Here is a 25,540-nt window from a genome sequence, read left to right on the forward strand (position 1 = left end):
GTCAGCTTACCGAGGCGTGATCGGGGCGCGATTCGGCCGACTGCAAATGGGGTGCGAGGGAGTACAGGGGCTGGTGTGCCTGGTCTGCGGGGTGCGGCAGTCGCGGTTACGTTGTCGGCATGGCCGAAAACAGGGCATCGGTGTACGGAGAGGGCGTCCCCTGCTGGGTGGACGCGCAGCTCCCGGACGTCGAGGCGGGCAAGCGGTTCTACGGTGAACTTTTCGGGTGGACCTTCGAGGACTGGTTCGGCTCCTTCGCGCAGGCGCTGAAGGACGGCGAACCCGTGGCCGCTCTGGTCCGCAAGGTGGACGGACGGCTGCCCAGCGTCTGGACGGTGTACTTCGCGACCCCTGACGCACCGGCCCTGGCCCGGCGCATCCGGGACGCGGGCGGACAGGTCGTCTCGGCGCCGGTGCCGGCCGGTGAGCTGGGCGTCACCGCGCTCGTCACCGACCCCGAGGGCGCCGTCTTCGCCCTGTGGCAGCCGGAGGACCACCCCGGCTTCGGCAAGCGGCACGAGCCGGGCACCTTCGCCTGGGTCGAGCTGTACGCCCGGGACACCGAGGCGGCCAACACCTTCTACGGCGACCTCTTCCGGGACGCCCTGTTCGGGCCGGACGCCGAGCCCGACTTCGGCCGGGCCGCCGTCACGGACGTCTTCTCCGAGGGGATGCCGCCCCACTTCCTCGTGCACTTCGCCGTCGAGGACGTACCGGCCGCCCTGGAGGACGTGCGGCGGCTCGGCGGCCGGGTCCAGGCCCCGCCTTTCGGGACCTCGTACGGAGAGGTCGCCGTCGTCACGGACAATCAGGGGGCGTCGTTCGCGCTGTTGCGCCGCTGAGCAGGCATTGTTTGGTCATCTTTTGATCACTTCCATGTCGAGACATCCCAATTGTCAGCGGGTTCGCCACCAGGGCTCCGGCCAGGAAGAATCAGGGTGCGTGCCGCCATGGCGGTGCGGTGGTGAGACGCTGCACGAAGGTCGCGTGGAACATGTGGCTTGGCGCGGCTCGTACGGGGAGGTGGCAGGCAGAGTGGTGGATCAGCTGACGCAGCACGATCCGCGGCGGATCGGGCCGTTCGAGGTGCTGGGACGGCTGGGTGCCGGCGGCATGGGGCTGGTCTATCTCGCGCGTTCGGCGTCCGGCCGGCGCGTGGCGATCAAGACCGTCCGGACGGAGCTGGCCGAGGACCAGCTGTTCCGGGTCCGCTTCACGCGTGAGGTGGAGGCGGCCCGTGCCGTCTCCGGCTTCTACACGGCCGCCGTCGTGGACGCCGACCCGCGCGCCGCCGTGCCCTGGCTGGCCACCGCCTACGTCCCCGCGCCCTCCCTCGAGGAGATAGTGAACGACTGCGGCCCGATGCCGGCCCAGGCGGTGCGCTGGCTGGCGGCGGGTGTGGCCGAGGCGCTCCAGTCCATCCATGGCGCCGGCCTGGTGCACCGCGACCTCAAGCCGTCGAACGTCCTCGTGGTGGAGGACGGCCCGCGGGTGATCGACTTCGGCATCGCGTCGGGTGTGTCGAACACGCGTTTGACGATGACGAACGTCGCCGTCGGCACCCCCGCCTACATGTCACCCGAGCAGGCCAAGGACTCCCGCAGCGTCACCGGCGCCAGCGACGTCTTCTCCCTGGGCTCGATGCTGGTCTTCGCCGCCACCGGACACCCGCCCTTCCACGGCGCCAACCCGGTCGAGACGGTCTTCATGCTGCTGCGCGAGGGCCCGGACCTCGAAGGGCTCCCGGACGAACTGCGTCCGCTGATCGAGTCCTGTATGCAGATGGACCCCACGGCCCGCCCCAACCCCGCCGACCTCCAGGCGCAGCTGGCCCCCCACCTCTTCGGCTCCGGCTCCGACGACAGCGGCACGGCCTCCGCGTGGCTGCCCGAGCGTGCCGTCGGCCTGATCGAGTCCCGCCGCAACGGCCGCCCGGCCGGCAAGCCCGCCCCGAGCACGGGCCGCAGCGGCGGCGGACGCCCCGGCCCCGCTCCGGCGCCGGGTCCCGCCCCCGTCCCGCCCCCGCCCGCGCACGACCCCGTCGTCCCGGCGCCCGTGCCCGCCGGTTCCGTGGCCGCCCCGGCCGGCGGCCCCGACACCGGCCCCGTCCGGCTGGCCGGCGCCCCGGTGCCCATCGGCCCGGGTCCGCGCGTCGCCGACGTGCGTGCCGCCGCCGTCGCGGCACCCCGCCCGGAAGCCGCCCTCGCCGCCTCCTGGTCCAAGCCACGCCCCGGCGTCAACGGCACCGACCCCGCCGTGGGCCCCGCCGTCGCCGCACCGGCCCCCGCCGCGCCGCCGGAGCAGGCCGGCGGCTGGCGGCCCTGGCGCTTCCGCATGTCCAACGACGTCTGGGGCACCCCCTCGGTCGCCGACGACCTGGTCTACGTCACCTCCTTCGAGGTGCACGCCCTGGACGTCGCCACCGGCCGCCGCCGCTTCAAGACCCGGGACGTCGCCTGGTCCATGGCGGTCGCGGAGGGCCGGATCCACGCCTCCGACGGGCCCACCCTGTTCGCCCTGGACGCCCGTGAGGGCGGCGACCTGTGGCGCCTGCAGACCGACGCCTGGGTCTACTCGCTCAAGGCCGGCCGCGGCACCGTCGTCACGGGCACCCGCGGTGGCGGCGTCCAGGGCTGGGAGGCGTCGAGCGGCCAGAAGCTCTGGGAGGTCACCGGCTGCCAGACCGACTTCGAGTCCCCCGAGGCCGGGCCCGCCCTGCACGACGGCACGGTCTACGTGTGGCAGGACGCCCGGCTGCGCGCCCTGGACGCCCGCACCGGCGACGAGCGCTGGTCGTACCCGATCGGCGACGCGGCCTCCTGCGGCGGTGTCCCGGTCCGGCTCACCCAGGCCGACGACGGTTACGTCTACGTCTGCGCCGGCACGCGTGTCCTCGCCCTGGACGTGGCCGCCGGGCACGTCAAGTGGCACTTCGAGGCCCCGGCCGTGTTCCTCTGCCCGCCCACCTTCGTCCCCGGCCCTGCCGTCACGGGTGGCGGCATCTACCTCGCCGACTACCTCGGCACGGTCTACGCCCTCGACGCCGCCGACGGCCGCGACCGCTGGCGCATCGCCACCGAGTCCCGCTCCTGCGTCGATCCCGTCCTGGTCGCCGCCGGCCATGTCCACGTGGGCAGCGGCAAGGGCCTCTACACCCTCGACGCGGTCACCGGCACGCCCAAGTGGCGCTTCCAGGCGGGCGGCGACATCGTGGGCGCCCCCTCGGTCGCCGAGGGCCGTATCCACTTCGGCTCCACCGACCACCTGCTCTACACCCTGAAGGCCGACGACGGCCGGCTCCGCTGGAAACTCGCCACCGGCGGCGAGATCACCGGCTCCCCGGTCGTGAAGGACGGGGTGGTGTACGCGTGCAGCAAGGACCGCTGTGTCTACGCGCTGGACGCGGAGAAGGGCACGGGCACGGCGCGCACCGCCTGACCCGGCCCGGGACGGCCGTCGCACCGGCGTGCGGAAGGGGCTCCGGACGGCGGCCGTCGCACGTGGGGAGCGGACCGTTCACCGCCTCCACCCCAGACGCTACGCCGGGCACGCTCCGGTCGCCACGCGGTGACATGACCGTGACAGTCGATCACTAGCGCCGCGGCACTAGGCTCTCGTCCATGCGGATACGGGGGCGCAGACTAAGGTTCACGGCGGTGCTGGTCCTGGTGGTACTGGCACTGACCGGTTTCTCGTCAGGCCGGGGCCGAGGCGGCAGCCACGGTCACGGCGGCGGAGGCGGCGGGTGCAGCAGTTCCAGCCAGGACCACGACAGTTCGAGGTCGTCCTCGTCGAGCGGCGGCTCGTACGGCTCCGGCGGATCGAGCGGCGGGTCCTACGGCTCCGGCGACGATGACCACGGAACCAGCGGCGGCAGCTCCTACACCCGCAGGCCGGACTACGGCTCCACGCCGACGTCCTCCTCCGGCTCCGGCGGCCGCAAGGCGCTGGAGGACGGCACGGCGCGGCTGGTGAGCTGCGCGACCCCCGCCCGGCCGTACGCGACCGTCGAAGTCAGCAACCCCAATGGCCGCAAGGCCGACTTCTCCGTCTCGGTCACCTTCGAGGACGCCCAGGGACTCACCGTCATCAGCCGGTACGGGGACGTCACGGTGCCCGCGAACGGCAGGGCCACCGTCGACGTCCGGGTGGGCGGCTCGGGCCTGGTGGACTCGGTCGACCACTGCGAGGCCGACCGTCAGGCCCTCGTCGACGACTGACGTGCGCCGCGGGCGACGGGACGTCAGTCCCGGAGCTCCGTGAGGAACTCGATCAGCGCCTCGTTCACCTCGGCGGGCCGCTCCTGCTGCGTCCAGTGGCCGCAGCCCGGCAGCACGAGCGGCTTGCGGCGCAGGCTGGGCATGAGGTCGGGCAGCCGCTCGATCAGTTCGGGCGTGCCCGGGAATCCCGGGACCAGGTCGCGGTCGCCGTACACGTACAGCGCGGGCGGGGAGACGACCGCGCCCTGCCAGGGGGCGGTCAGCTCCCAGTTGCGGTCCAGGTTGCGGTACCAGTTGAGGGCACCGGTGAAGCCCGGCTCGAAGCTCTCGGTCAGCAGGTCGAGGTCCGACTCGGTGAGCCACGCGGGCAGTACCTCGGGGTCCGGGGCGTCCGCGAGCCAGCCGCGCTCCGGGTCGACCAGGGCCTGCTCGGGCCGCCCGGCGCCCGGCGCGTCACCGGAGGTGGAGTACAGCAGTTTGCGCAGCGCCGTGCGGGTGTCGGCGCCGAGCTCGGCCTCGGCGGCCCCGGGCCGCTCGAAGTAGTTCCAGTAGAAGCGGCCCTCGAACCGCTCCCGCATGGTCTGAAGCGGGGGCCGGCTGCCGCGGAACGGCGGCGGCACGCTCAGCCCGGCCACCCCGCGCACCACGTCCGGGCGCAGCAGCGCGGTGTGCCAGGCCACCGGTGCGCCCCAGTCGTGACCGACGACGAACGCCCGCTCCTCGCCCAGCGCGTGGACCAGCCCGACCACGTCCCCCACCAGGTGGAGGATGCTGTAGGCGGCCACGTCCTCGGGGCGGTCGCTGCCGCCGTACCCGCGCTGGTCGGGCGCCACCACCCGGAACCCGGCCCCGGCCAGCGGTCCGAACTGGTGCCGCCAGGAGTGCCAGGACTCCGGGAAACCGTGCAGCAGCACCACGAGCGGGCCCTCGCCCTGCTCGGCGATGTGCAGTTGTATGCCATTGACGTCGATCATCCGATGCTCCACCACGCCCCGAGCATACGCGTGTAGAGGGCAACGACTTTTACTCGCGCAACCGGTACTGCCGGGACCTCCCGGCGAACAACCGGGCCTGCCGCTCACCCGCCGCGTTCCCGAGTGCGATCACATGGGGCGCCTGTGCGAAGCCCTGCGCCCGGCCCGCCTCACTCGCGGCCCACAGCGCCCGCACGGTGCCCTGCACGGCCTCGGTCGGATACCCGGCGAGGACGGTGGCGCAGGCGGTCGCCGCGGCCGGCGCCCCGCCCTCCGCGACGAGTTCCGACACCAGGCCGACCTCGTACGCCCGCCGGGCCGAGATCCGCTCCGCCGTGCCCATCAACGCCATCCGGGCGACCTCCCCGTACGGCATGCGCTGGGCCATGAGCACGGACTCGTAGGCGCTGACCATGCCGTACGTGGTGTGCGGGTCGAAGAACGTGGCGGTGGTGTCGGCGACGACGAACTCCGCCTCGCCGAGCAGGTAGAAGGCCCCTCCGCAGGCCATGCCGTGCACGGCGGCGACGACCGGCTTCCACAGGTCGTTCGCCTTCGGCCCGATGCCGAGCAGTGGATCGTCCTGCGCGTAGGGCGAGTTGGGCTGCGGAACGACGACGTCCCGGTCGATGCCGGTGCAGAAGGCGCGCTCTCCGGCCGCGGTGAGGACGATCGCCCGCACGGAGTCGTCGAAACGCAGCTCGCCCCATGTGGAGGCCAGTTCGTCGGCCATGGCGAGGTCGACGGCGTTGAGCCGTCCGGGCCGGTTCAGCGTCACGACGGCGACCCCGCTGTCCCGGTCGGCCCGCACGAGCACACTGCTCATGACCGCTCCGGAACCCACTGGGGGAGCCCGTCGTGGAAGACGGCCCGCACCCGCGTGCCGATGCGCAGCTTCTCCGCCGGGAAGGCGCCCAGGGGCTGTCCGGCTCCGGGGACCAGGTTGCCCACCAGCCGGATGCGGGGCGCCTCGTCCAGCTCGACGACGACCACGTTGTACGGCGCCTGCGCCGCGTAGTCGGGCAGCAGCGGCGGATGGGCGACGACGTACGACCAGACCCGGCCGCGGCCGGACACCGGCAGCCACTCGCTGTCGAAGGACCGGCAGTGCGGGCAGCAGGGCCGGGGCGGGAAGCGCAGCTCGCCGCAGGCGGCGCAGGCCTGGACGCGGAGTTCGCCCTGGGCGGCGTACTCCCAGAAGGGGGCGCCGTCGGTGTCGGGGACGGGACGCAGCATCGGTAGCTCCTCAACTCCTCAGCAGCAGGGCGGAGGTCGGGACCCCTTCACCCGCCGTGACCAGACAGACGGAGGCGCCCGGCACCTGCGCGGTACTGGTGCCGCGCAGCTGCCTGACCCCTTCGTTGATGAGGTTGAAGCCGTGGACGTAGGCCTCGGACAGCCCGCCCCCGCCGGTGTTCAGCGGCAGCAGCCCGCCGGTCTCCAGTGCCCCGCCCTCGGTGAACGCCCCGCCCTCGCCGCGCCCGCAGAAGCCGTAGCCCTCCAGGCTGAGCAGGACCAGGGGGGTGAAGGCGTCGTAGATCTGGGCGACGTCGATGTCCGCGGGGGTCAGGTCGGCGTGCTTCCACAGGTGCCGGGCGGCGGCCCAGGCGGGGCCCGTGAGGGGGTCGTCGTTCCAGTAGTTGACCATGCCGTGGTGCTGGGCGGGCAGCGACTGGGCGGCGGAATGGACGTACACGGGCCTGTGCCGGCAGTCGCGGGCGCGCTCGGCGGAGACCACCACACAGGCCAGCGCCCCGTCGGTCTCCAGGCAGTTGTCGAAGAGGCAGAGAGGCTCGCTGATCCAGCGGGAGGTCATGTACATCTCCCGGGTCAGCGGCCGGTCGTACATGATCGCGCCGGGGTTCTGGTTGGCCCGGTTGCGGCAGGCGAGGGCGACGTTGAACAGGTGGTCCCGGCTGGCGCCGTACTCGTGCAGGTAGCGGCGGGTGAGCATCGCGATCTCGTCGGCGGGGCGCAGCAGTCCGAAGGGCCGGGTCCACTGGGCCGGGGTCGGGAGCTGGACGGTGGTGTTGGTCCAGGGCCGGGGCCCGCTGCCCCGCTTGCGGGAGCGCCAGGCCACCCCGACGCTCGCCTGTCCGGCGGCGATGGCGGCGGCGAGATGGGCCACGGTGGCGCACGAACCGCCGCCCCCGAAGCCGACCTTGCTGAAGAACGTGAGGTCGCCGAAGCCGCACGCCTTCGCCAGCTCCACCTCGTCCGTCTCCTCCATGGTGTAGGAGGCGAGGGCGTCGACCTCGCCGGGCGCGATCCCGGCGTCGTCGAGGGCGGCCAGGACGGCACGGCAGGCGAGGGTGCGTTCGTCCTCCGGGAGCCGTTTGGCGAAGGGCGTCTGGCCGATGCCGACGAGAGCGGTGGCGTCCTTGAGGCCTCCCGATCCTGCTGCCATGCTGCGCGCACCTCCGGGGCCGAACGGTCGCTGACAGGCTGTCAGATTACCGATAATCTGACGGACAGTCAGCTCCTACGTCGTCGGGAGGCGCACTGTGCGAGCGGATACGGCATGGGAGAGCATTCCCGCCCTGGTCAGGGCGGCGGCCGAGCGGTACGCGGACACGGAAGCCGTCGTCGAGGGCCGGACCCGCATCACCTACGCGGAACTCGGCGCACGCGTGGAGCGCGCGGCGGCAGCCTGCCTGGCGACCGGCCTGGCACCGGGCGACCGGGTCGGCATCTGGGCCCCGAACTCGCTCGACTGGATCGTCGCCGCCCTGGGCGCGGTCTCGGCGGGGGCGGTGCTCGTCCCGCTCAACACCCGCTTCAAGGGCGCCGAGGCGGCGGACGTACTGCGCCGCAGCGGCGCCCGGCTGCTGTTCGTGACCGGCACGTTCCTCGGCACCTCGTACGTGGCGTCCCTGCGCAGGGCGGCCGGGGACGGCCCGGGCACCGGCCCCCTGCCCGGCCTGCCCGCCCTGCACCACGCGGTCGTCCTCTCGGACGACGCCCCGGCCGGCTTCCTCACCTGGAAGGACTTCCTGGCCGCAGGGGAGGGGGAGGGGGCGGCGGACGTACAGGAGCGGTCCGCTGCCGTACGGGACACCTGGCCCTCGGACATCATCTTCACCTCGGGCACGACCGGCCGCCCCAAGGGAGCGGTCATCACCCACGGCCAGACCCTGCGGGCCTACGACATCTGGGGCGAACTGGCGGGCCTCACCCGGGGCGACCGCTACCTGATCGTCAACCCCTTCTTCCACACCTTCGGTTACAAGGCCGGGGTGATCGCCTGCCTGATGCGGGGCGCGACGATGATCCCCCAGCCGGTGTCCGACGTGAACACGGTCCTGGCCAACATCGCCGCCGAGCGGGTCTCCGTCCTCCCCGGCCCCCCGACCCTCCTCCAGTCCCTCCTCGACCATCCCGCACGCGGCGCCCACGACCTCTCGTCCCTCCGCCTGGTCGTGACGGGAGCGGCGGTCGTACCGCTGCGCCTGGTGGAGCGCCTGCGCACCGAACTCGGCATCGGCACGGTCCTCACGGCGTACGGCCTCTCCGAGGCGAGCGGCGTCGTCACGATGTGCCGGCGCGGCGACGACCCGACGGTGATCGCGTCCACCTCGGGCCGGGCCATCCCGGGCACGCGGGTACGGGTCGCGGACCCTGAGGGCCTGCCCCTCCCACCCGGTCTGCCGGGCGAGGTCCTGGTCCGCGGCTTCAACGTCATGACCGGCTACCACGAGGACGATCGGGCCACCGCCGATGTGCTGTCCCCGGACGGCTGGCTGCACACCGGCGATGTCGGCGTGCTGGACGAGGCGGGCAACCTGCGCATCACCGACCGCCTCAAGGACATGTTCATCGTCGGCGGCTTCAACGCCTACCCCGCCGAGATAGAGCAGCTCCTGTGCCTCCACCCGGACGTGGCCGACGCGGCGGTGATCGGCGTACCCGACGCCCGCCTCGGAGAGGTCGGCCGGGCCTACGTCGTACGACGCCCCGGGGCCCTGCTGACCGCCGACGACCTGATCGCCTGGTCCCGCCGGGAGATGGCGAACTACAAGGTCCCCAGAAGCGTCGGGTTCGTCGCGGAACTGCCGCGCAATGCGAGCGGGAAGGTGGTGAAGGGCGCGCTGCGGGACGCGGTCACCGGCCGGGCGGCAGGGCCGGGGTCCCGGTGACCGACATCATCAGGGAGTACAGGGTGGTGTCGGCGGCGATGAACAGGCGGTTGCGGCGGGCGCCGCCGAAGCGGACGTTGGCGACGGTGCCGGGCACCAGGATGCGGCCGAGCAGCGTGCCGTCGGGGTCGTAGCAGTGCACGCCCCCGTCCATGGCGGCGGCCCACAGGCGCCCCTCGTCGTCGAACCGGATGTTGTCGAAGGTGCCGTGTGCGCACGCCGCGAACACCTCGCCGCCGGAGAGCGAGGTCCCGTCCTCGCCGACGTCGAAGACGCGGATGTGGTTGGCCAGGCTGTCGGACACGTACAGCCGCCGCTCGTCCGGCGAGAAGACCAGCCCGTTGGGCCCCTGGAAACCGTCCGCGACCAGCCGCACCTCGCCGCTCGCGGGGTCGGCGCGGTAGACGTTGCGGGCCCCGATCTCGCTCTCGGCGCGATGTCCCTCGTAGTCGGTGGCGATCCCGAACTCGGGGTCGGAGAACCACACCGACCCGTCCGACCTCACGACGGCGTCGTTCGGGCTGTTGAGCCGCTTGCCCCGGAACCGCTCGGCGATCACGGTGACCGAACCGTCGTGCTCGGTCCGGGTCACCCGCCGATTGCCCTGCTCACAGGTGATGAGACGGCCCTGGGTGTCCAGGGTGTTGCCGTTCGGGTACCCGGCGGGGGAGCGGTAGACGCCGACCGCCCCGGTGGTCTCGTCCCACCGCAGCAGCCGGTCGTCGGGGATGTCGCTCCACACGAGATACCGCCCCGCGGGCACGTACACCGGCCCCTCCGCCCACCGGCACCCCTCGTACAGCGTCTCCAGCCGCGAGTCCCCCGCCTGGCACCTGCCGGTCCGGAAACGCTCGTCGAGGGTCTCGTAGAGGTGGGGCTGCTCGCCGGGCATGGGGTCCGCCTTCGCTTCGGGAACCTGAACCGGGAACCACTATCGCGCGACGCCCCCCGGACGCGTCCCGGCGACACCAGTCGTCGACCGGAGCAGTTGGGCGGTCCTCAGGTTTGCCGACCCGGGCCCGGAGCCCAGCCGCATCTCCCGAACGCTCCAGCTCCCCCTCGTAGGCGGTTCGTGGCTGCCCATGCGCTCGGAGATTGTGCAGACATGGTGGACTCCCTCGCGTCGCCCTGTGATCGGTGTCTCCCACGGCTGACGTATCCGCCGCCCACAGGGCAAACTGGGCTGGTTGCTCAGGATGTCTAGGGGGACTGCATGGACGGTGTACCGAAGGGTGTGCCGCGCGTACCGGAGCAGCGGCGTCCCGACTCCACGCCGGAGACGACCGGGCCGGCCGGACCGGCGGAGGCCGCGGCGCTGCGTTTCGGGGTGCTCGGCCCCGTGCGCGCCTGGCGCGGCGACGAGCCCGTCAGCACCGGGTCCCCCCAGCAACGCGCGCTGCTCGCCGCCCTGCTGCTGCGCGAGGGCCGCACCGCCACGGCGGCGGAGCTGATCGACGCCCTGTGGGGCGAGGAACCGCCCTCCCAGGCACTGGCGGCGGTACGGACGTACGCCTCCCGCCTGCGCAAGGTGCTGGACCCGGGCGGCGAGGCCCGCCGGTCGGGCGGCACCGCCACCGCCGTCCTGGTCAGCGAGTCCGGTGGCTACGCGGTCCGCGACCTCGCCGAGGGCGCCCTGGACCTCACCGTCGCCCAGGACCTCGCGACCGAGGCGGAGAAGGCCCGCTCCGCGGGCGACCTCTGCCACGCCCGCACCACCCTGCGCCGCGCCCTCGCCCTGTGGGACGGGGAGACGCTGGCCGGTGTTCCCGGCCCCTACGCGGAGGCCCAGCGCGTCCGTCTGGAGGAGTGGCGGCTCCAACTGGTCGAATCCCGGTTGGACATGGACCTGGAGCAGGGCCGCCACGCCGAGGCCGTCTCCGAACTCACGGCCCTCACCGCCGCCCACCCCCTGCGCGAGCGGCTGCGCGAGCTCCTGATGCTGGCGCTCTACCGCAGCGGCCGCCAGGCCGAGGCACTCGCCGTGTACGCCGACACCCGGCGCCTGCTCGCCGACGAGCTCGGCGTGGACCCGCGCCCCGGCCTGAGCGAGTTGCAGCAGCGGATCCTCCAGGCCGACCCCTCGCTGGCGGAGCCCTCCTCCCCGGCGCCCGAGCCGGCTGCCGTCCCGGTCCGCCCGGCACAACTGCCCGCCACCGTCCCGGACTTCACCGGCCGATCGGCGTTCGTCCGCGAACTCGGCGACATCCTCTCCTCCTCGGAGGGGCGGGTCATGGCGGTCTCGGCCCTGGCCGGTATCGGCGGCGTCGGCAAGACGACCCTCGCGGTGCACGTGGCCCACCAGGCCCGCACGGCGTTCCCGGACGGGCAGCTGTACGTCGACCTCCAGGGTGCGGGCGCCCGGGCGGCGGAGCCGGAGACGGTCCTCGGCTCCTTCCTGCGCGCCCTCGGCACGGCCGACTCGGCGATCCCCGACTCCCTGGAGGAGCGCGCGGCCCTGTTCCGCTCGGTCCTGGCCGGACGCCGGGTACTGGTCCTGCTGGACAACGCCCGGGACGCCGCCCAGGTACGTCCCCTGCTGCCCGGCACGGACGGCTGCGCCGCACTGGTCACCTCCCGGGTGCGGATGGTGGACCTCGCGGGCGCCCACCTGATCGACCTCGACGTGATGTCCCCGGACGAGGCGCTGGCGCTGTTCACGAAGATCGTGGGCGAGGAGCGGGTGGCGTCCGAGCGGAAGGCCGCCCTTGACGTGGTGGCCGCCTGCGGTTTCCTGCCGCTGGCGATCCGCATCGCGGCCTCCCGCCTGGCGGCCCGCCGTACCTGGACGGTGTCGGTCCTCGCGGCGAAGCTCGCCGACGAACGCCGCCGCCTGGACGAACTCCAGGCCGGCGACCTGGCCGTCAAGGCCACCTTCGAACTCGGCTACGGCCAGCTGGAGCCCGCCCAGGCCCGCGCGTTCCGGCTGCTCGGTCTTGCGGACGGCCCCGACATCTCCCTCACCGCCGCCGCGGCGGTCCTGGACCTGCCGGCCGAGGAGACGGAGGACCTGCTGGAGTCCCTGGTGGACACCTCCCTCCTCGAATCGGCGGCCCCCGGCCGCTACCGCTTCCACGACCTGGTGCGGCTCTACGCGCGTGCCTGCGCGGAACGGGACGAACTGCCCCCGAGCGAACGGGGGGCGGCGCTGTCCCGGCTGCTGGACTTCTACCTGGCGTCGGCGGCGGGGGTGTACGCGATCGAGCGGCCGGGCGACCGGCTGGTGGATCATCTTCAGCCCACGTCGTATCCGGGGCTGCGGTTCGACGACCGGCACGCGGCGCAGGACTGGCTGTACGCGGAGGCCATGAGCCTCCTCGCCTGCGCACGGCAGTCAGCGGGGCAGCCGGAGAGCCTTCCCCGGGCCATCGACATGCTGTGGGCCGCGCACGACCTGTCCGAGTCGGGGGCCAACTCCCGGGAGTACGAGGCGACGGCCGAGACGCTCGTCGGAGCGGCCCGCTCACACGGCCTCGGACGGGCGGAGGCACGGGCCCTCATGACGCTCGTCAACGTCCACCACGTGAGCGGCCGTTTCGAGCGGGCCGAGGAGGAGGCGGAGCGGGCCATCCTGCTCGCGCAGGAGTCCGACGACCTGCTCCCCGTCTGCTGGGCCCGCAACGCGCGCGGCATCATCGCGCTGTACCAGAACCGGCACACCGACGGCGAGGAGCACCTCTCCCGGGCCATCGAGCACTTCCGGGCCCTGGGCGACCGCCCGGGCGAGGCCGCCGCGCTCTGCAACCTCTCCCGGATCCACCTCGCGACCGGACGGACCCAGAGCGCTGTCGCGCTGGCCCGGCAGGGCATCGACATCTATGACGGCCTGGGCAACTCGATGCGCGGGGCGAACGCCCGCTACGCCCTCGGCCTCGCTCTCACCCAGAGCGGCGAACTGGGCAAAGCGGCCGACCGGCTCCGGGAGGCGCTGGAGGTGTTCCGCGACAGCAGGCAGCGCCTCTGGGAGGGCATGAGCCTGTTCCGGCTGGCCGAGGTGGATCTCGCCGCCCGGCGTGCGGCGCTGGCCGCGGCGAATGCCGAGATGGCGCTCACGGTGCTGCGCGGGATCGGCGGGGAGTGGCGGCGGGGCAATGTCCTCACGGTCCTCGGGCGCGCGCTCAGCGGCATCGGCCAGACCGGCCGGGCCCAGGTCTGCTGGCAGGAAGCAGTCGGGATCTACGAGGAGTTGGGCTCGCCCGAGGCCGCCGAGGTGCGGGCGCTGCTGGCCCCGGTGCAGGCGGCCTGAGGGTTCGCCGGGGCGTTCATCATTCGTTTATCGCCTCCCGCCATGATGGACGCAGTCGATCCGTCGCGTCGGGGGGCAGACGGGTCGTCGCACGGGCCTCGCCCTGTTGTCCTGGGTGAGGCCCGGGTGGGCCCGCCCGGCCACCCTCGGGGGAGTGACCGGACGGGCCCGCCGACCTGACTGCCTGATCCATCCCAAGGGGAGTTGACGAACATGGGCGACGAGCTCAAGCCGCAGGACCTGCACGCCACGGACGAGCCGCTGGAGACCAAGGACCTGCACGCGACGGACGAGGGTGCCGTCAGGAAGCAGGACCTGCACGCCACGGACGAGCCGCTGGAGACCAAGGACCTGCACGCCACGTCGGAGCCTTTCAAGCCGACGAAGTAAGCCACCGGAACACGGGGTTCGGCCGCGGCGGCGCGGAGGGGGAGCCGTCGCGGCCGAGGTGTGTCCGGGGCTGTCCACAGGCCGCCGAGGCCTGCCGGGTGCGGAGAGGTGGCCGGGGCCCAGGCACTCCAGTACCGCATAGCTGACGCCCCGTCAGATCAGCGCTACCGTGAGCGCCATGGACACCCACGACAGCACCTTTCCGCTGATCATCTCCGTGGACGACCACACCGTGGAGCCCGCCGGCGTCTGGCAGGAGCGGCTTCCGGGGAAGTACCGGGACGTCGGGCCGCGGATCGTACGGGCCCCCGTGAAGGAGATGACCTTCCTCGGGGGGCGCTTCAAACCGGTCATGGGGCAGGCCGGGGACGACGGTCCCGTCGGGGACTGGTGGGTCTACGAGGACCTGCGGCGGCCGCTGACCCGGCTCGACACCGCCGTCGGCTACGGCAGGGACGAGATCCGGCTGGAGGTCATCACCTACGAGCAGATGCGCCCGGGTTCCTACGACGTCACCGCGCGGCTCGCCGACATGGACGTCAACCATGTCCAGTCCGCCCTGTGCTTCCCCACGTTCCCGCGCTTCTGCGGCCAGACCTTCACCGAGGCGAAGGACCACGAGCTGGGCCTGCTCTGCGTGCGGGCCTACAACGACTGGATGGTGGAGGAGTGGTGCGGCCCCGCCGCGCACGGGCGGCTGATACCCCTGCCCATCGTCCCCCTGTGGGACGCCGGGCTGGCCGCGGCGGAGGTCCGGCGCAACGCCGCCCGCGGCGTCCGCACCGTCGCCTTCTCCGAGATACCGCCCTTCCTCGGACTGCCGTCCATCCACACCGACGACTGGGACCCCTTCCTCGCGGCGTGCGACGAGACCGGCACGGTCGTCGCCATGCACATCGGCTCCAGCAGCCGCATGCCCTCCACCTCCGAGGACGCCCCGCCCGCGGTCGGCTCCACCATCACGTACGCCAACTGCTGCTTCTCCATGGTCGACTGGCTGATGAGCGGCAAGTTCGAGCGCTTCCCGAACCTCAAGGTCATGTACGCCGAGGGGCAGATCGGCTGGATCCCCTACATCCTGGAGCGGGCCGACGTGGTGTGGGAGGAGAACCGCGGCTGGGGCGGCGTCGCCGACAAGGTGCACCGGCCGCCGTCCGAACTCTTCGCCGAGCACGTGTACGGCTGCTTCTTCGACGACGCCTTCGGGCTGCGCAACATCGACTCCATCGGCGTCGGCAACGTCCTCTACGAGACCGACTACCCCCACTCCGACTCCACCTGGCCCAAGTCCCGCGAGGTCGGAGAGGCGCAGATGGGCCACCTGGCGCCCGAGGTGGTCGAGCGGATCGTGCGCGGCAACGCCATCGAGCTGCTCGGGCTGACGCCCGGGGGCCTGTGGCCGGGCGCCGGCGGTGGTGCGCGGTGAGCCTGCGGTACGGGATGCAGCTTCCCGTCCAGTCGCAGAGCACCCTGTACGCCGAGGGCTGGGAGGCGGCCGCCGGGCCGGAGGACCTGCTGGAGATCGCCCGCGCCGCCGACCGGGCCGGGTTCGACTACCTCGCGAGCTGCGACCACGTCGGCATCCCCCGCCGGCTCGCCGCCGCGATGAGCACCGTCTGGTACGACCCCGTCGCCACTCTCGCCTTCCTGGCCGCCGCCACCGAACGCGTCCGGCTGCTCAGCCACGTCGCGATCGTCGGACTGCGGCACCCCCTGCTCACCGCCAAGCAGTACGCGACCCTGGACCACCTGAGCGGAGGCCGGCTGGTCCTCGGGGTCGGCGCCGGGCACGTCCAGGAGGAGTTCGAGGCCCTGGGCGTCGACTTCCGCGGGCGCGGGGCCGTGCTGGACGAGTCGATCGACGCCCTGCGCGCCGCCCTCGGACCCGCCGAGTTCCCCGAGCACCGCGGCGAGCTGTACGCCTTCGAAGGTCTCGGGCAGCGGCCCCGGCCCGTCCAGGACCCCGTCCCCCTGTGGGTCGGCGGTTCCTCGCCCGCCGCCGTACGACGGGCCGCGCTCAAGGGCGACGGCTGGCTGCCGCAGGGCGATCCGAGGGACCGGCTGCCCGCGCAGATCGCCCGCATCAGGGAGTTGCGCGAGCGGGCCGGTGCGCGCGACCCGTTCACCGTGGGGGCCATCACCGAGCCGCTGTACGCCGGCACGCCCCGCTGGGAGGTGGGGCGCCGGACCCTCACGGGGGGTCCGCGGGAGCTCGCCGAGTCGCTGCGGGCGTACCGGGCGATGGGCGTGCACCAGATCCAGGTGCGGTTCCGCAGCCGGAGCCGCAGTGAACTCACCGACCAGATTGCGGCGTTCGGCGCCGAGGTCGCCCCCGAGCTGTGAGGAGACCCCATGGGCAAGCTCGACGGACGGGTCGTCATCGTCACCGGCGCCGCACGCGGCCAGGGCGAGCAGGAGGCCCGGCTGTTCGCGGCCGAGGGCGCCCGGGTGGTCCTCGCGGACGTCCTCGACGACCAGGGCGAGGCCCTCGCGAAGGAGATCGGCGCGCGGTACGTCCATCTCGACGTGGGCCGGGAGGACGACTGGGAGGCCGCCGTCACCGTCGCCAAGGACGCCTACGGCCACGTCGACGGGCTGGTCAACAACGCCGGCATCCTGCGCTTCAACTCCCTCCTCGACACCCCCCTCGACGAGTTCATGCAGGTCGTGCAGGTCAACCAGGTGGGCTGCCTGCTCGGCATCAAGGCGGTCGCCCCGGAGATGACCGACGGGGGCACGATCGTGAACACCGCCTCCTGCACGGGGCTGACCGGGATGGCCGCGGTGGGCTCCTACGCGGCGACCAAGCACGCCGTGGTCGGTCTGACCCGGGTCGCGGCCCTGGAGCTGGCGGGGCGCGGGATACGGGTCAACGCCGTCTGCCCGGGGGCGATCGACACGGCGATGGCCAACCCGGCCCGGCTCGACCCGGACGCCGATCCGGAGGGGACGGCGAAGGGCCTCGACCGGCTGTACCGCAAGCTCGTACCGCTGGGCAGGGCCGGCCGCCCCGAGGAGGTGGCCCGGCTCGCGCTGTTCCTGACCTCGCAGGACTCCTCGTACATCACGGGGCAGCCGTTCGTGATCGACGGCGGGTGGCTGGCCGGGGTCAATGTCATCTGACGCCCCATCAGCTATTGACGCCCTCAGGGGCCGGTGGAACAGTCGGAGCCATAATCTGACGTACCGTCAGAATCGACCGTGGGGCGGTGAACCTCCTTGGAATTCGGCATCTTCGTTCAGGGATATGTCGGCAAACGGGCCGAGACCGACCCGCTCGCCGAGCACAAGGCGCTGATGGAGGAGACCGAGTACGTCATCCAGGCGGACAAGTCCGGCTTCAAGTACGCCTGGGCCTCCGAGCACCACTTCCTGGACGAGTACTCGCACCTCTCCGCCAACGACGTCTTCCTCGGCTACCTGGCGCACGCGACCGAGCGGATCCACCTGGGCTCGGGCATCTTCAACCCGCTCGCCCCGGTCAACCACCCGGTGAAGGTCGCCGAGAAGGTCGCCATGCTCGACCACCTCACCGGCAACCGCTTCGAGTTCGGCAGCGGCCGGGGCGCCGGATCCCACGAGATCCTCGGGTTCATGCCGGGGGTGACCGACATGAACCACACCAAGGAACTCTGGGAGGAGACCATCGCCGAGTTCCCCAGGATGTGGCTCCAGGACGAGTACCAGGGCTTCCAGGGCAAGCACTGGTCGCTGCCGCCGCGGAAGGTCCTGCCCAAGCCGTACGGCGGTTCCCACCCGGCGATGTGGTACGCGGCCGGGTCGCCGCCGTCGTACGCCATGGCCGCGAGGAAGGGCCTCGGCGTGCTCGGCTTCAGCGTGCAGAAGGTCTCCGACATGGAGTGGGTGCTGGAGCAGTACAAGACGGCGATCGTGGACGCGGAGCCCGTCGGGGACTTCGTCAACGACAACGTGATGGTGACGACGACCGCGATCTGTGCGCCGACCCATGCTGAGGCCGTGCGGATCGCGGCGAGCGGGGGGCTGCACTATCTTCCCTCGCTGGTCTTCCGGTACCACGACACGTTTCCCCGGCCCGAGGGGTTCCCGGTGTGGCCGGAGACGTTGCCGGAGTACACCGAGGAGTTCGTGGAGGTGCTGATCGAGGAGGAGCTGCTGATCTGCGGGGACCCGGACGAGGTGCTGCGGCAGTGCGAGCGGTGGGAGCGGGCCGGGGCGGACCAGTTGAGTTTCGGGTTGCCGGTGGGAGTGCCGAAGGAGGAGACGCTGCAGACGATCCGGTTGGTCGGGGAGTACGTGATTCCCAAGATCGATACGGATCCCGTGCACCGGACTTCGCGGTTCCGCCGGGGTGGTTGAGCGTTCGTCGGCGGGTGCGGGTCCGTGGGGGGGCTGTTCGCGCCCACGCGGCGGAGCCGTACAGGGACACAGCCCCGCGCCCCTCAAGGCGACGTACTCAGAGGAGTTGAGTGGTCATGCTCGATCATGTGATCAAAGGGGCGACCGTCGTGGACGGGACCGGTGCGCCCGGCCGTACCGCCGACGTCGGCATACGAGACGGCCGGATCGCCGTCATGGGTCGTGTCACCCAGGAATCCCGCACCACCGAGGACGCCACCGGTCTCGTCCTCGCGCCCGGCTTCGTCGACCCCCACACCCACTACGACGCCCAGCTCTTCTGGGATCCGTACGCCACGCCCTCGCTCAACCACGGTGTCACCACCGTCGTCGGCGGCAACTGCGGGTTCACGCTCGCGCCGCTGCATCCCGGGCGGCCCGAGGACGCCGACTACACGCGGCGGATGATGTCCCGGGTCGAGGGCATGGCGCTGGTGGCGCTGGAGCAGGGGGCGCCGTGGAGCTGGCACTCCTTCGGTGAGTACCTGGACGCCCTGGAGGGGCGGATCGCCGTCAACGCCGGGTTCATGGTGGGGCACTGCGCGCTGCGGCGGTACGTGATGGGGCCCGAGGCCGTGGGCGGGCAGCCGAGCCAGGAGCAGCTCGCCGCGATGGTGCGGTTGCTGCGGGAGGCCATGGACGACGGGGCGTGGGGGCTGTCCACCACCCAGTCGACCAGCCACTCCGACGGCGACGGACAGCCGGTCGCCTCCCGGCACGCCCAGCCGGCCGAACTGCTGGCGCTGTCGCGGGCCGTCGGGGAGTGCGAGGGCACGCAGATCGAGGCGATCGTCGCCGGCTGTCTGGATCAGTTCAGCGACGCGGAGATCGATCTGTTCGTGGAGATGAGCGCGGTGGCGGGGCGGCCGCTGAACTGGAACGTGCTGACGATCGACGCGGCCGTTCCCGAGCGGGTGCCCCGGCAGTTGCTCGCGAGCGAGCAGGCGCGGAAGGCGGGCGGCAGGGTCGTGGCGCTGACCATGCCGATCCTCACGCCGATGAACATGTCACTGGGGACCTTCTGCGCGCTCAATCTGATTCCCGGCTGGGGGCCGGTGCTCGGGCTGCCCGTGCCGGAGCGCATCGAGCGGCTGCGGGACCCGGACGTGCGGGCCGAACTGCTGCGCCGCGCCAACTCCAAGGAGGCCGGGGTCTTCCGGCGGCTCGCGAACTTCGGGCGGTACGTCGTCGGAGACACCTACAGCGAGGCGAACGCCGGGCTGACCGGGCGCGTGGTGGGGGACATCGCCGAGGAGCGCGGGCAGGAGCCCTTCGCGTGCCTGGTGGAGATCTGCTCCCACGACGACCTGCGCACGGTGCTGTGGCCGATGCCGGCCGACAACGACCCGGCGTCCTGGGCGCTGCGCGCGGAGACCTGGCAGCACGAGGACGTGCTGCTCGGCGGGTCCGACGCGGGCGCCCACCTGGACCGGATGTGCGGGGCGCCGTACACGACCCGGTTCCTCGGGGACTGCCTGCGGGGGCGGAGGCTGGTCGGTCTGGAGCAGGCCGTGAAGATGCTGACCGACGACCCGGCCCGGCTCTTCGGGCTGCGGGAGCGGGGCCGGATCGAGCAGGGCTGGCACGCGGACCTCGTACTGCTCGATCCGGAGCGGATCGACGCGGGCCCGGCCACCCTGGTGCACGACCTGCCGGGCGGCAGCCCGCGGCTGGACTCCCGGGCGCGGGGCGTGCGGGCCGTATGGGTCAACGGGGTCGAGGCGATCCGGGACGACGTGGTGAGCGGGGCGGTGCCGGGACGGGTGCTCCGCTCGGGGCGGGACACGCAGACGGTGAGTACGAGGTGACGGCACGGCAGCCGTTGTTCGTCGGCGGCTCCTGGGTGGAGCCGGACGGCGGGCACTACGAGGTGATCGACCCGGCGACCGAGCGGACCGTCGGGTGGGCGCCGGAGGCGTCGCGGGATCAGGTGCGGGCGGCCTGCGCCGCGGCCCGCGAGGCCTTCGGGCCCTGGTCGCGCACGGCGCCGGAGGAGCGGGCCGCGGTGCTCGCCCGGGCGGCGGGGCTCATCGCCGCCCGGCTGAAGGAGCACGCGGAGCTGGCCGGGGCCGAGACCGGAGCGACCCTGCGCACCGCACGCGCCATGCAGGTCGGGGTCGCCGCCGCCCGCTTCCGGCGCTATGCGCGGGTGGAGCCCGCCGAGTGGGCGGTCCCCCCGCAGATCAACGAGGCCGGGCCGATGGGGAAGGCGGGTGTGATGGGCGCCCTGGCCGTCCGGCAGCCCGTCGGGGTCGTCACCTGCATCACCTCGTACAACAACCCCTGGGCCAACCCGGCCGGGAAGGTCGCCCCCGCCCTGGCCATGGGCAACACGGTCGTGGTGAAGCCGGCTCCGCAGGATCCGCTGTCGGTCTACCGGATGGCCGAGGCGCTGGAGGCGGCCGGCGTGCCTCCGGGTGTGGTGAACGTGGTCAGCGGCGCGCGTACGGAGGTCGGCGAGGCCGCCGTCGCCTCGCCGGACGTCGACATGGTGAGCTTCACCGGCTCCACGGCGGTCGGACGGAGCATCGCCGAGGTGTGCGGGCGGGGCATGAAGCGGCAGTTGATGGAGCTGGGCGGAAAGGGCGCCGCGCTCGTCTTCGACGACGCCGACCTCGCCTCGGCCGTGGCCGGGATCGGCACCACCTTCTCCTTCTACAGCGGACAGATCTGCACGGCACCGACGCGGGTACTGGCCCAGCGCGGGACGTACGACCGGCTGGTGGAGCGACTGGCGGCCTGTGCGCAGCGGTTGAAAGTCGGGGATCCGCGGGAGCCGGACACCGTCGTCGGGCCGGTGATCTCGGCGGCGCACCGCGACCGTGTGGAGGCGTACGTCGAACTGGGCCGCAAGGAGGGGGCGGTGCTGGTGACGGGCGGGCAACGCCCCGACCTGCCGACCGGCTTCTACGTCGCCCCGACGCTCCTGGCCGACTGCGGCAGCGACATGCGCGTGGCCCGTGAGGAGATCTTCGGGCCGGTGGTGGTCGTCATCCCCTTCGACGACGAGGAGGAGGGCATCGCGCTGGCCGATGACACCGACTACGGGCTGATCGACTACGTCTGGTCGGGCGATGTGGCCCGGGCCTTCCGGGTGGCCCGGCGGCTGCGGGCCGGCGGGGTCGGGATCAACACGGTCGGGCGGAACATGGAGGCGCCCTTCGGCGGTTTCAAGCAGAGCGGTGTGGGCCGGGACGTCGGCTCGTACGCCCTGCACGCCTACAGCGAGGTGCAGTCGATCGTGTGGCCGGGCTGAGACCTCTCAGGCGTCCAGGTCCACCCGCACGGTCAGCAGGTTCGTCCCGAGGGCCCGCACCCCCAGGCTGTTGACCCGGGGCAGACCCCGCAGCCGTGCCACCGGATCGTCCTGCGGCATCGGATGCGCCGTGCCCTCGTGCCACCGGCCGCGGATCCGCACCCGCACCCGCGGATCGGCCTTGATGTTGCGCACGTACTGCGACCGTTCGCCGAACTCCGACACCAGCCAGAAGGAGCCGCCGACGAGGCGCCCGCCCACCGGTGTGCGGCGGGGCAGCCCGGAGACGCGGCCCGTCGTCTCCAGGACCGTCTGGAAGGGGAGGCGGCGCAGGATCGGGTTGAGACGGCGCTGGAAGGCCGTCGTCGCGCGGAACCTCAGGTCGGTGCGGCGGGACATCGTCGGCGGGTCTCCTTCGCACGAAGCTCACACGGATTGTGCAACGCGGCCTGCTTCAATGATCCCCCACGCGGCAACGAGGAGAGCGGGTGGCTGCGGATGCGGATCGTGACCTGGAACCTGTGGTGGCGCTTCGGGCCGTGGCAGACGCGGCAGAAGGCGATTCTCACGGCCCTGCGGGAGCTGCGGCCCGACGTCGTCGGACTGCAGGAGGTGTGGGCGGCCGACGGCGAGAACCTCGCCGAGTGGCTCGCGGGTGAGCTGGGCCTGCACTGGGCCTGGGGCGCCTCGCCCGCTCCGGAGCGCTGGCAGCGGCGGATCGGGGACCCCACGGTCGGTATAGGCAACGCCGTGCTGAGCAGATGGCCGGTCGTCGACCAGGACGTGCTGGCGCTGCCCGCCCCGGCCGAAGCGGACGACGGCCGCCTCGCCCTCTACGCCCGCCTGGCCGCCCCCGGCCACGAAGTGCCCTTCTTCACCGCCCACTTCAGCTCCGTCCTGCACGGCTCGGCGATCCGCTGCGGGCAGGCCGCCGCGCTCGCCGGGTTCGTCGCCCGGCACGTCGGCGACACCCCGTTCCCGCCCGTGGTCACCGGCGACCTCAACGCCTGGCCCGACTCCGACGAGGTCCGCCTCCTCGGCGGCTGCAAGACCGCCCCGGCCGTGCCGGGGCAGGTCCTCCTCGACGCCTGGGAGTACGCCGACCCGGCCGCCCCCTCCGCCACCTGGGACACGGCCAACCCGTACGTGGCACGCACGCTGGAGCCCAGCGTGCGCATCGACTACATCCACGTGGGCCCGCCGGGCCCCGGCGGACTCGGCCACGTACGGTCCGTCCGGCGGGCCTGCGACGCCCCGGTCGACGGGGTGTGGCCCTCCGACCACGCGGCGGTCGTCGCCGACCTGGCGGGCACCGACTAGTCGCGCCCCAGGAAGACCGGGTTGGTGAACGCCGCCAGCGGCCCGGGCAGTGGTCCCGCGGCCGCCTCGTGCCGCAGTTCGGCCCGTACGTACGCCGCGTACGACGGTGTCGTCCGCCACTCGACCACGCCGGAGCCGGAGACCGGCAGCGGTGCGCTGGTGTGCAGGACGCCCTGGTCGGTGACGAAGCGGACCGTGCAGCGCGGGGCGCCGGTGACCTCCAGGCGGACGGTGACCGGGGTGTCGCGGCCGACGGCGAGCCGCTCGCCGATGCCGGCGTGCTCGCCGCGTCCGCCGGTCGCCCGCAGCGACAGCGCGACCCTCGCGGACTCCGCGACGTAGGACCGCCCCGCCCGGATGCCCTCCAGGATCGCCTCCCGGGTGAGGTCGTCGGCCAGGACGACCGTCTGGGGGCTGCCCACCGCGTCCGGGGAGCGGTGGGCGTCGCTGCTGCCCATCGCCGGGAGCCAGCCGCGCCCGTCCCGCACCGCCGCCACGAGCATGCCGTCCCAGTCGGCCAGCGCCACCTCGTCGTCGGGCGTGTAGGGGCCGTTCCACACCTCGACGGCGTCCGCCTCGGCGAAGCCGAACTTCCAGTTGCAGCCCACGCAGGTGGCGTGCGGGTGGGCCGGGACGACCAGGCCGCCGGCCCGGCGGATCTGCCGCGCGAACCGGCCGAAGCGGTTGTCGCGGGCCCGGTAGCGCCAGTCGACGAAGGTGCCCGGGTCGGTGCCCAGCGCCACCACGTGGCCGTTGCGCGTGGTGATCTCCTCGCCCAGCATGACCAGCAGGTCGTCCCCGGCCACGTCGGACCAGTGGGCGTGCGCCGCGTGCGTGTTGTGCTCGGAGGAGTTGATGAAGTCCAGGCCGGCGGCCCTGGCCAGGCCGCCGATCTCGGCGGGGGTGCGGCGGCCGTCGGAGTGCCAGGAGTGCAGATGGCAGTCGCCCCGGTACCAGGCCCGCCCCCGGCCCTTCGCCCGCTGCGGCGGATACACCGGCCGGGCGGCCTCGCCCGGCTCCCCGTAGGCCAGCGTGATCGTGATCTCGTACGACAGGCCCTGCGGGGCGACGGTGTACGGGCCGAGCGCGATGTGCCAGGTGCCCTCGCGCACCGGACCCGGGACGTAGCCGGGCGTCGCGTCGTCCGCCCGTACGAAGAACTCCGTGCGCGCCCCGCCCGACCAGCCCCGGAAGCCCCGGCCGCCCGGCTCGGTGCCGCGCTCGTCGAAGACGCCGATGTCGAGGGCGTTGCCCGCGGTGCCGGCCGGGACGGACGGCCGGTCGTAGGTGTAGGCGACCTTCAGCTCGCGGACCCCGGCCGGGACCTCGACGGGCACGTACACGAAGTCCGGGGAGCCGGGCGGCAGCGTGCCGCGCACGGTCCTGCTCTCCTGGTCCCCGTCGCCCGCTGAAGCGAAGCTCACGCTTCCCAAGGTAAGCGCGGCCGCCGCTCCCGTCACGAACAGGGCGCGCCGGCCGAGCCCGCCGTGGCTGTCCTCGCACATGCTGCTGCTCCCCAGGTGTCGTCGGTGACGTGGCACGGTTGGTGCGGGGTGGTGCGTGTGCACCCTTGTAGTCAGCCGTGAACAGGCGTGCAAGACAGGGGAATTGGACGGTGGCCATCAGGGAGCCGTGGTGGAGGTTCCGGCTGTCGGTCGTCCGGCGCCCACTCCGGTCAGGTGAAGGTCCGACCGGTCGGTATCGACATTCGGGCCGCCTCCGGGTACAGATACGTCATGCGCATCGCCGTGACGATCTTCCTCACCGACGAGACGATCACCCCGACCCGGCTCGCCCGGGAGCTGGAGGAGCGCGGTTTCGCCGGGCTGTACCTGCCCGAGCACACCCACATCCCGGTCGAGCGGACCACCCCGTACCCGGCGGGCGGTGAGCTGCCGCCCGAGTACGGCCGTACCCTCGACCCGTTCGTGGCGCTCGGCCAGGCCGCCGCCGTCACCGGGCGGCTCGGGCTCGGCACGGGCATCACGCTCGTCGCGCAGCACGACCCGATCGGCCTGGCCAAGCAGGTCGCGACCCTCGACCACCTCTCCGGCGGCCGGTTCACCCTCGGGGTCGGCTTCGGCTGGAACGTCGAGGAGGCCGCCGACCACGGCGTGCGCTGGAGCACCCGGCGCGAGCTGGTCCGGGACCGGATGGCGCTGATGCGGGCCCTGTGGTCGCGGGAACCGGTCGGCTACGAGGGGGAGTTCGGCGGCGTCCGGGCCAGTCACGCGTTCCCGAAGCCCGTGCGCGAGCCGCGCGGCCCGGTCACCGGCCCGCGCACGCTCGTCGGCGGGGCCGCCGGACCCAGGCTGTTCGCCCACATCAGCGAGTACGCCGACGGCTGGCTGCCGATCGGCGGCCGGGGCCTGGGCGAGGCCCTGCCGCTCCTGCGCACCGTCTGGGCCGACGCCGGCCGTGACCCCGGGGCCCTCCAGGTCGTCCCCTACGCCGTCCACCCCACCGCGGGCAAGCTCGCCCACTACGCCGACCTCGGCATCGAGGAGGTCGTGGCGCAGCTGCCCCCGGCGGGGGAGGCGGAGGTGCTGAAGGCCCTGGACGGCCTCGCCGACCTCCTCTGACAACTCCCCTGCGTGTCAGTCTGTTTGGTGCCCCCTACTAAA

The 25,540-nt window shown here is 73.0% G+C and carries 21 protein-coding genes; 14 read left to right on the forward strand and 7 right to left on the reverse strand.

Translation table 11 applies throughout. The features are described 5' to 3' along the window. Positions 1 to 119 precede the first annotated feature (119 nt). The 3 genes from AB0937_RS11210 (at position 120) to AB0937_RS11220 (ending at position 4,220) form a co-directional block, all read left to right on the forward strand. On the forward strand, positions 120 to 842 hold the full coding sequence (locus AB0937_RS11210; protein WP_366711034.1) for a VOC family protein: 723 nt from the start codon (positions 120 to 122) through the stop codon (positions 840 to 842). A 193-nt stretch (positions 843 to 1,035) separates the two neighbouring features. Further along, complete coding sequence (locus AB0937_RS11215; RefSeq protein WP_366711036.1) at positions 1,036 to 3,438, forward strand: serine/threonine-protein kinase; 2,403 nt, start codon at positions 1,036 to 1,038, stop codon at positions 3,436 to 3,438. Positions 3,439 to 3,620: 182 nt separating this feature from the next. Beyond that, positions 3,621 to 4,220, forward strand: a complete 600-nt coding sequence (locus AB0937_RS11220) for a hypothetical protein (RefSeq protein WP_366711037.1) — start codon at positions 3,621 to 3,623, stop codon at positions 4,218 to 4,220. A gap of 23 nt (positions 4,221 to 4,243) precedes the next feature. Here the strand turns inward: AB0937_RS11220 and AB0937_RS11225 are convergent, their stop codons facing one another. The 4 genes from AB0937_RS11225 to AB0937_RS11240 are packed head-to-tail and all read right to left on the reverse strand — an operon-like array spanning position 4,244 to position 7,601. Beyond that, positions 4,244 to 5,194 carry an alpha/beta hydrolase gene (locus tag AB0937_RS11225; protein WP_366711039.1) on the reverse strand — a complete coding sequence of 317 codons (951 nt, stop codon included), beginning with the start codon at positions 5,192 to 5,194 and terminating at the stop codon, positions 4,244 to 4,246. Positions 5,195 to 5,243: 49 nt separating this feature from the next. Further along, positions 5,244 to 6,020 carry an enoyl-CoA hydratase/isomerase family protein gene (locus AB0937_RS11230; RefSeq protein WP_366711040.1) on the reverse strand — a complete coding sequence of 259 codons (777 nt, stop codon included), beginning with the start codon at positions 6,018 to 6,020 and terminating at the stop codon, positions 5,244 to 5,246. Then, a complete protein-coding gene (locus AB0937_RS11235) occupies positions 6,017 to 6,430 on the reverse strand; it encodes an OB-fold domain-containing protein (protein WP_366711041.1) in 414 nt (137 codons plus the stop codon). The genes AB0937_RS11230 and AB0937_RS11235 overlap by 4 nt, the downstream gene beginning before the upstream one ends. 10 nt (positions 6,431 to 6,440) lie before the next feature. Continuing rightward, a complete protein-coding gene (locus AB0937_RS11240) occupies positions 6,441 to 7,601 on the reverse strand; it encodes a lipid-transfer protein (RefSeq protein WP_366711042.1) in 1,161 nt (386 codons plus the stop codon). Positions 7,602 to 7,698: 97 nt separating this feature from the next. On the opposite strand from AB0937_RS11240, the gene AB0937_RS11245 reads away from it, so the two are divergent. Continuing rightward, positions 7,699 to 9,330, forward strand: coding sequence for a FadD3 family acyl-CoA ligase (locus AB0937_RS11245; protein WP_366711043.1), 1,632 nt, complete (start codon positions 7,699 to 7,701; stop codon positions 9,328 to 9,330). Here the strand turns inward: AB0937_RS11245 and AB0937_RS11250 are convergent. Continuing rightward, positions 9,296 to 10,222, reverse strand: coding sequence for an SMP-30/gluconolactonase/LRE family protein (locus tag AB0937_RS11250; protein WP_366711044.1), 927 nt, complete (start codon positions 10,220 to 10,222; stop codon positions 9,296 to 9,298). The genes AB0937_RS11245 and AB0937_RS11250 overlap by 35 nt on opposite strands. A 321-nt stretch (positions 10,223 to 10,543) precedes the next feature. Here AB0937_RS11250 and AB0937_RS11255 point away from each other — a divergent pair, with 321 nt between their 5' ends. From AB0937_RS11255 to AB0937_RS11290, 8 genes are all read left to right on the forward strand, one after another. Beyond that, positions 10,544 to 13,573: a BTAD domain-containing putative transcriptional regulator gene (locus tag AB0937_RS11255; protein ID WP_366711045.1), complete on the forward strand. Its 3,030-nt coding sequence runs from the start codon at positions 10,544 to 10,546 to the stop codon at positions 13,571 to 13,573. 213 nt (positions 13,574 to 13,786) lie between these two features. Next, positions 13,787 to 13,963 carry a hypothetical protein gene (locus AB0937_RS11260; RefSeq protein WP_366711046.1) on the forward strand — a complete coding sequence of 59 codons (177 nt, stop codon included), beginning with the start codon at positions 13,787 to 13,789 and terminating at the stop codon, positions 13,961 to 13,963. A gap of 178 nt (positions 13,964 to 14,141) precedes the next feature. Next, the gene (locus tag AB0937_RS11265; protein ID WP_366711047.1) at positions 14,142 to 15,389 is read left to right on the forward strand and encodes an amidohydrolase family protein; all 1,248 of its coding nucleotides are present in this window, start codon (positions 14,142 to 14,144) and stop codon (positions 15,387 to 15,389) included. A 14-nt stretch (positions 15,390 to 15,403) separates the two neighbouring features. Next, the gene (locus tag AB0937_RS11270; RefSeq protein WP_366711106.1) at positions 15,404 to 16,306 is read left to right on the forward strand and encodes a TIGR03619 family F420-dependent LLM class oxidoreductase; all 903 of its coding nucleotides are present in this window, start codon (positions 15,404 to 15,406) and stop codon (positions 16,304 to 16,306) included. A 9-nt stretch (positions 16,307 to 16,315) separates the two neighbouring features. Continuing rightward, positions 16,316 to 17,086, forward strand: coding sequence for a glucose 1-dehydrogenase (locus tag AB0937_RS11275; RefSeq protein WP_366711048.1), 771 nt, complete (start codon positions 16,316 to 16,318; stop codon positions 17,084 to 17,086). 96 nt (positions 17,087 to 17,182) lie between these two features. After that, positions 17,183 to 18,301, forward strand: coding sequence for an LLM class flavin-dependent oxidoreductase (locus tag AB0937_RS11280; RefSeq protein WP_366711050.1), 1,119 nt, complete (start codon positions 17,183 to 17,185; stop codon positions 18,299 to 18,301). Positions 18,302 to 18,417: 116 nt separating this feature from the next. Further along, complete coding sequence (locus tag AB0937_RS11285; RefSeq protein ID WP_366711051.1) at positions 18,418 to 20,148, forward strand: D-aminoacylase; 1,731 nt, start codon at positions 18,418 to 18,420, stop codon at positions 20,146 to 20,148. Further along, the gene (locus AB0937_RS11290; RefSeq protein ID WP_366711052.1) at positions 20,145 to 21,596 is read left to right on the forward strand and encodes an aldehyde dehydrogenase family protein; all 1,452 of its coding nucleotides are present in this window, start codon (positions 20,145 to 20,147) and stop codon (positions 21,594 to 21,596) included. Before AB0937_RS11285 ends, AB0937_RS11290 begins: the two co-directional genes overlap by 4 nt. A gap of 6 nt (positions 21,597 to 21,602) precedes the next feature. On the opposite strand, the gene AB0937_RS11295 is transcribed toward AB0937_RS11290, so the two are convergent. Continuing rightward, a complete protein-coding gene (locus AB0937_RS11295; protein WP_366711054.1) occupies positions 21,603 to 21,995 on the reverse strand; it encodes a nitroreductase/quinone reductase family protein in 393 nt (130 codons plus the stop codon). 99 nt (positions 21,996 to 22,094) lie between these two features. Here AB0937_RS11295 and AB0937_RS11300 point away from each other — a divergent pair, with 99 nt between their 5' ends. Next, a complete protein-coding gene (locus AB0937_RS11300) occupies positions 22,095 to 22,916 on the forward strand; it encodes an endonuclease/exonuclease/phosphatase family protein (protein WP_366711055.1) in 822 nt (273 codons plus the stop codon). On the opposite strand, the gene AB0937_RS11305 is transcribed toward AB0937_RS11300, so the two are convergent. After that, complete coding sequence (locus tag AB0937_RS11305; RefSeq protein ID WP_366711056.1) at positions 22,913 to 24,421, reverse strand: CehA/McbA family metallohydrolase; 1,509 nt, start codon at positions 24,419 to 24,421, stop codon at positions 22,913 to 22,915. The genes AB0937_RS11300 and AB0937_RS11305 overlap by 4 nt on opposite strands. A 231-nt stretch (positions 24,422 to 24,652) precedes the next feature. On the opposite strand from AB0937_RS11305, the gene AB0937_RS11310 reads away from it, so the two are divergent. After that, positions 24,653 to 25,498, forward strand: a complete 846-nt coding sequence (locus AB0937_RS11310; RefSeq protein ID WP_366711057.1) for a TIGR03619 family F420-dependent LLM class oxidoreductase — start codon at positions 24,653 to 24,655, stop codon at positions 25,496 to 25,498. Positions 25,499 to 25,540: the final 42 nt, after the last annotated feature.

The organism is Streptomyces sp. NPDC047880, assembly GCF_040706515.1.
In the GTDB taxonomy this organism is placed as follows: Bacteria; Actinomycetota; Actinomycetes; order Streptomycetales; family Streptomycetaceae; genus Streptomyces.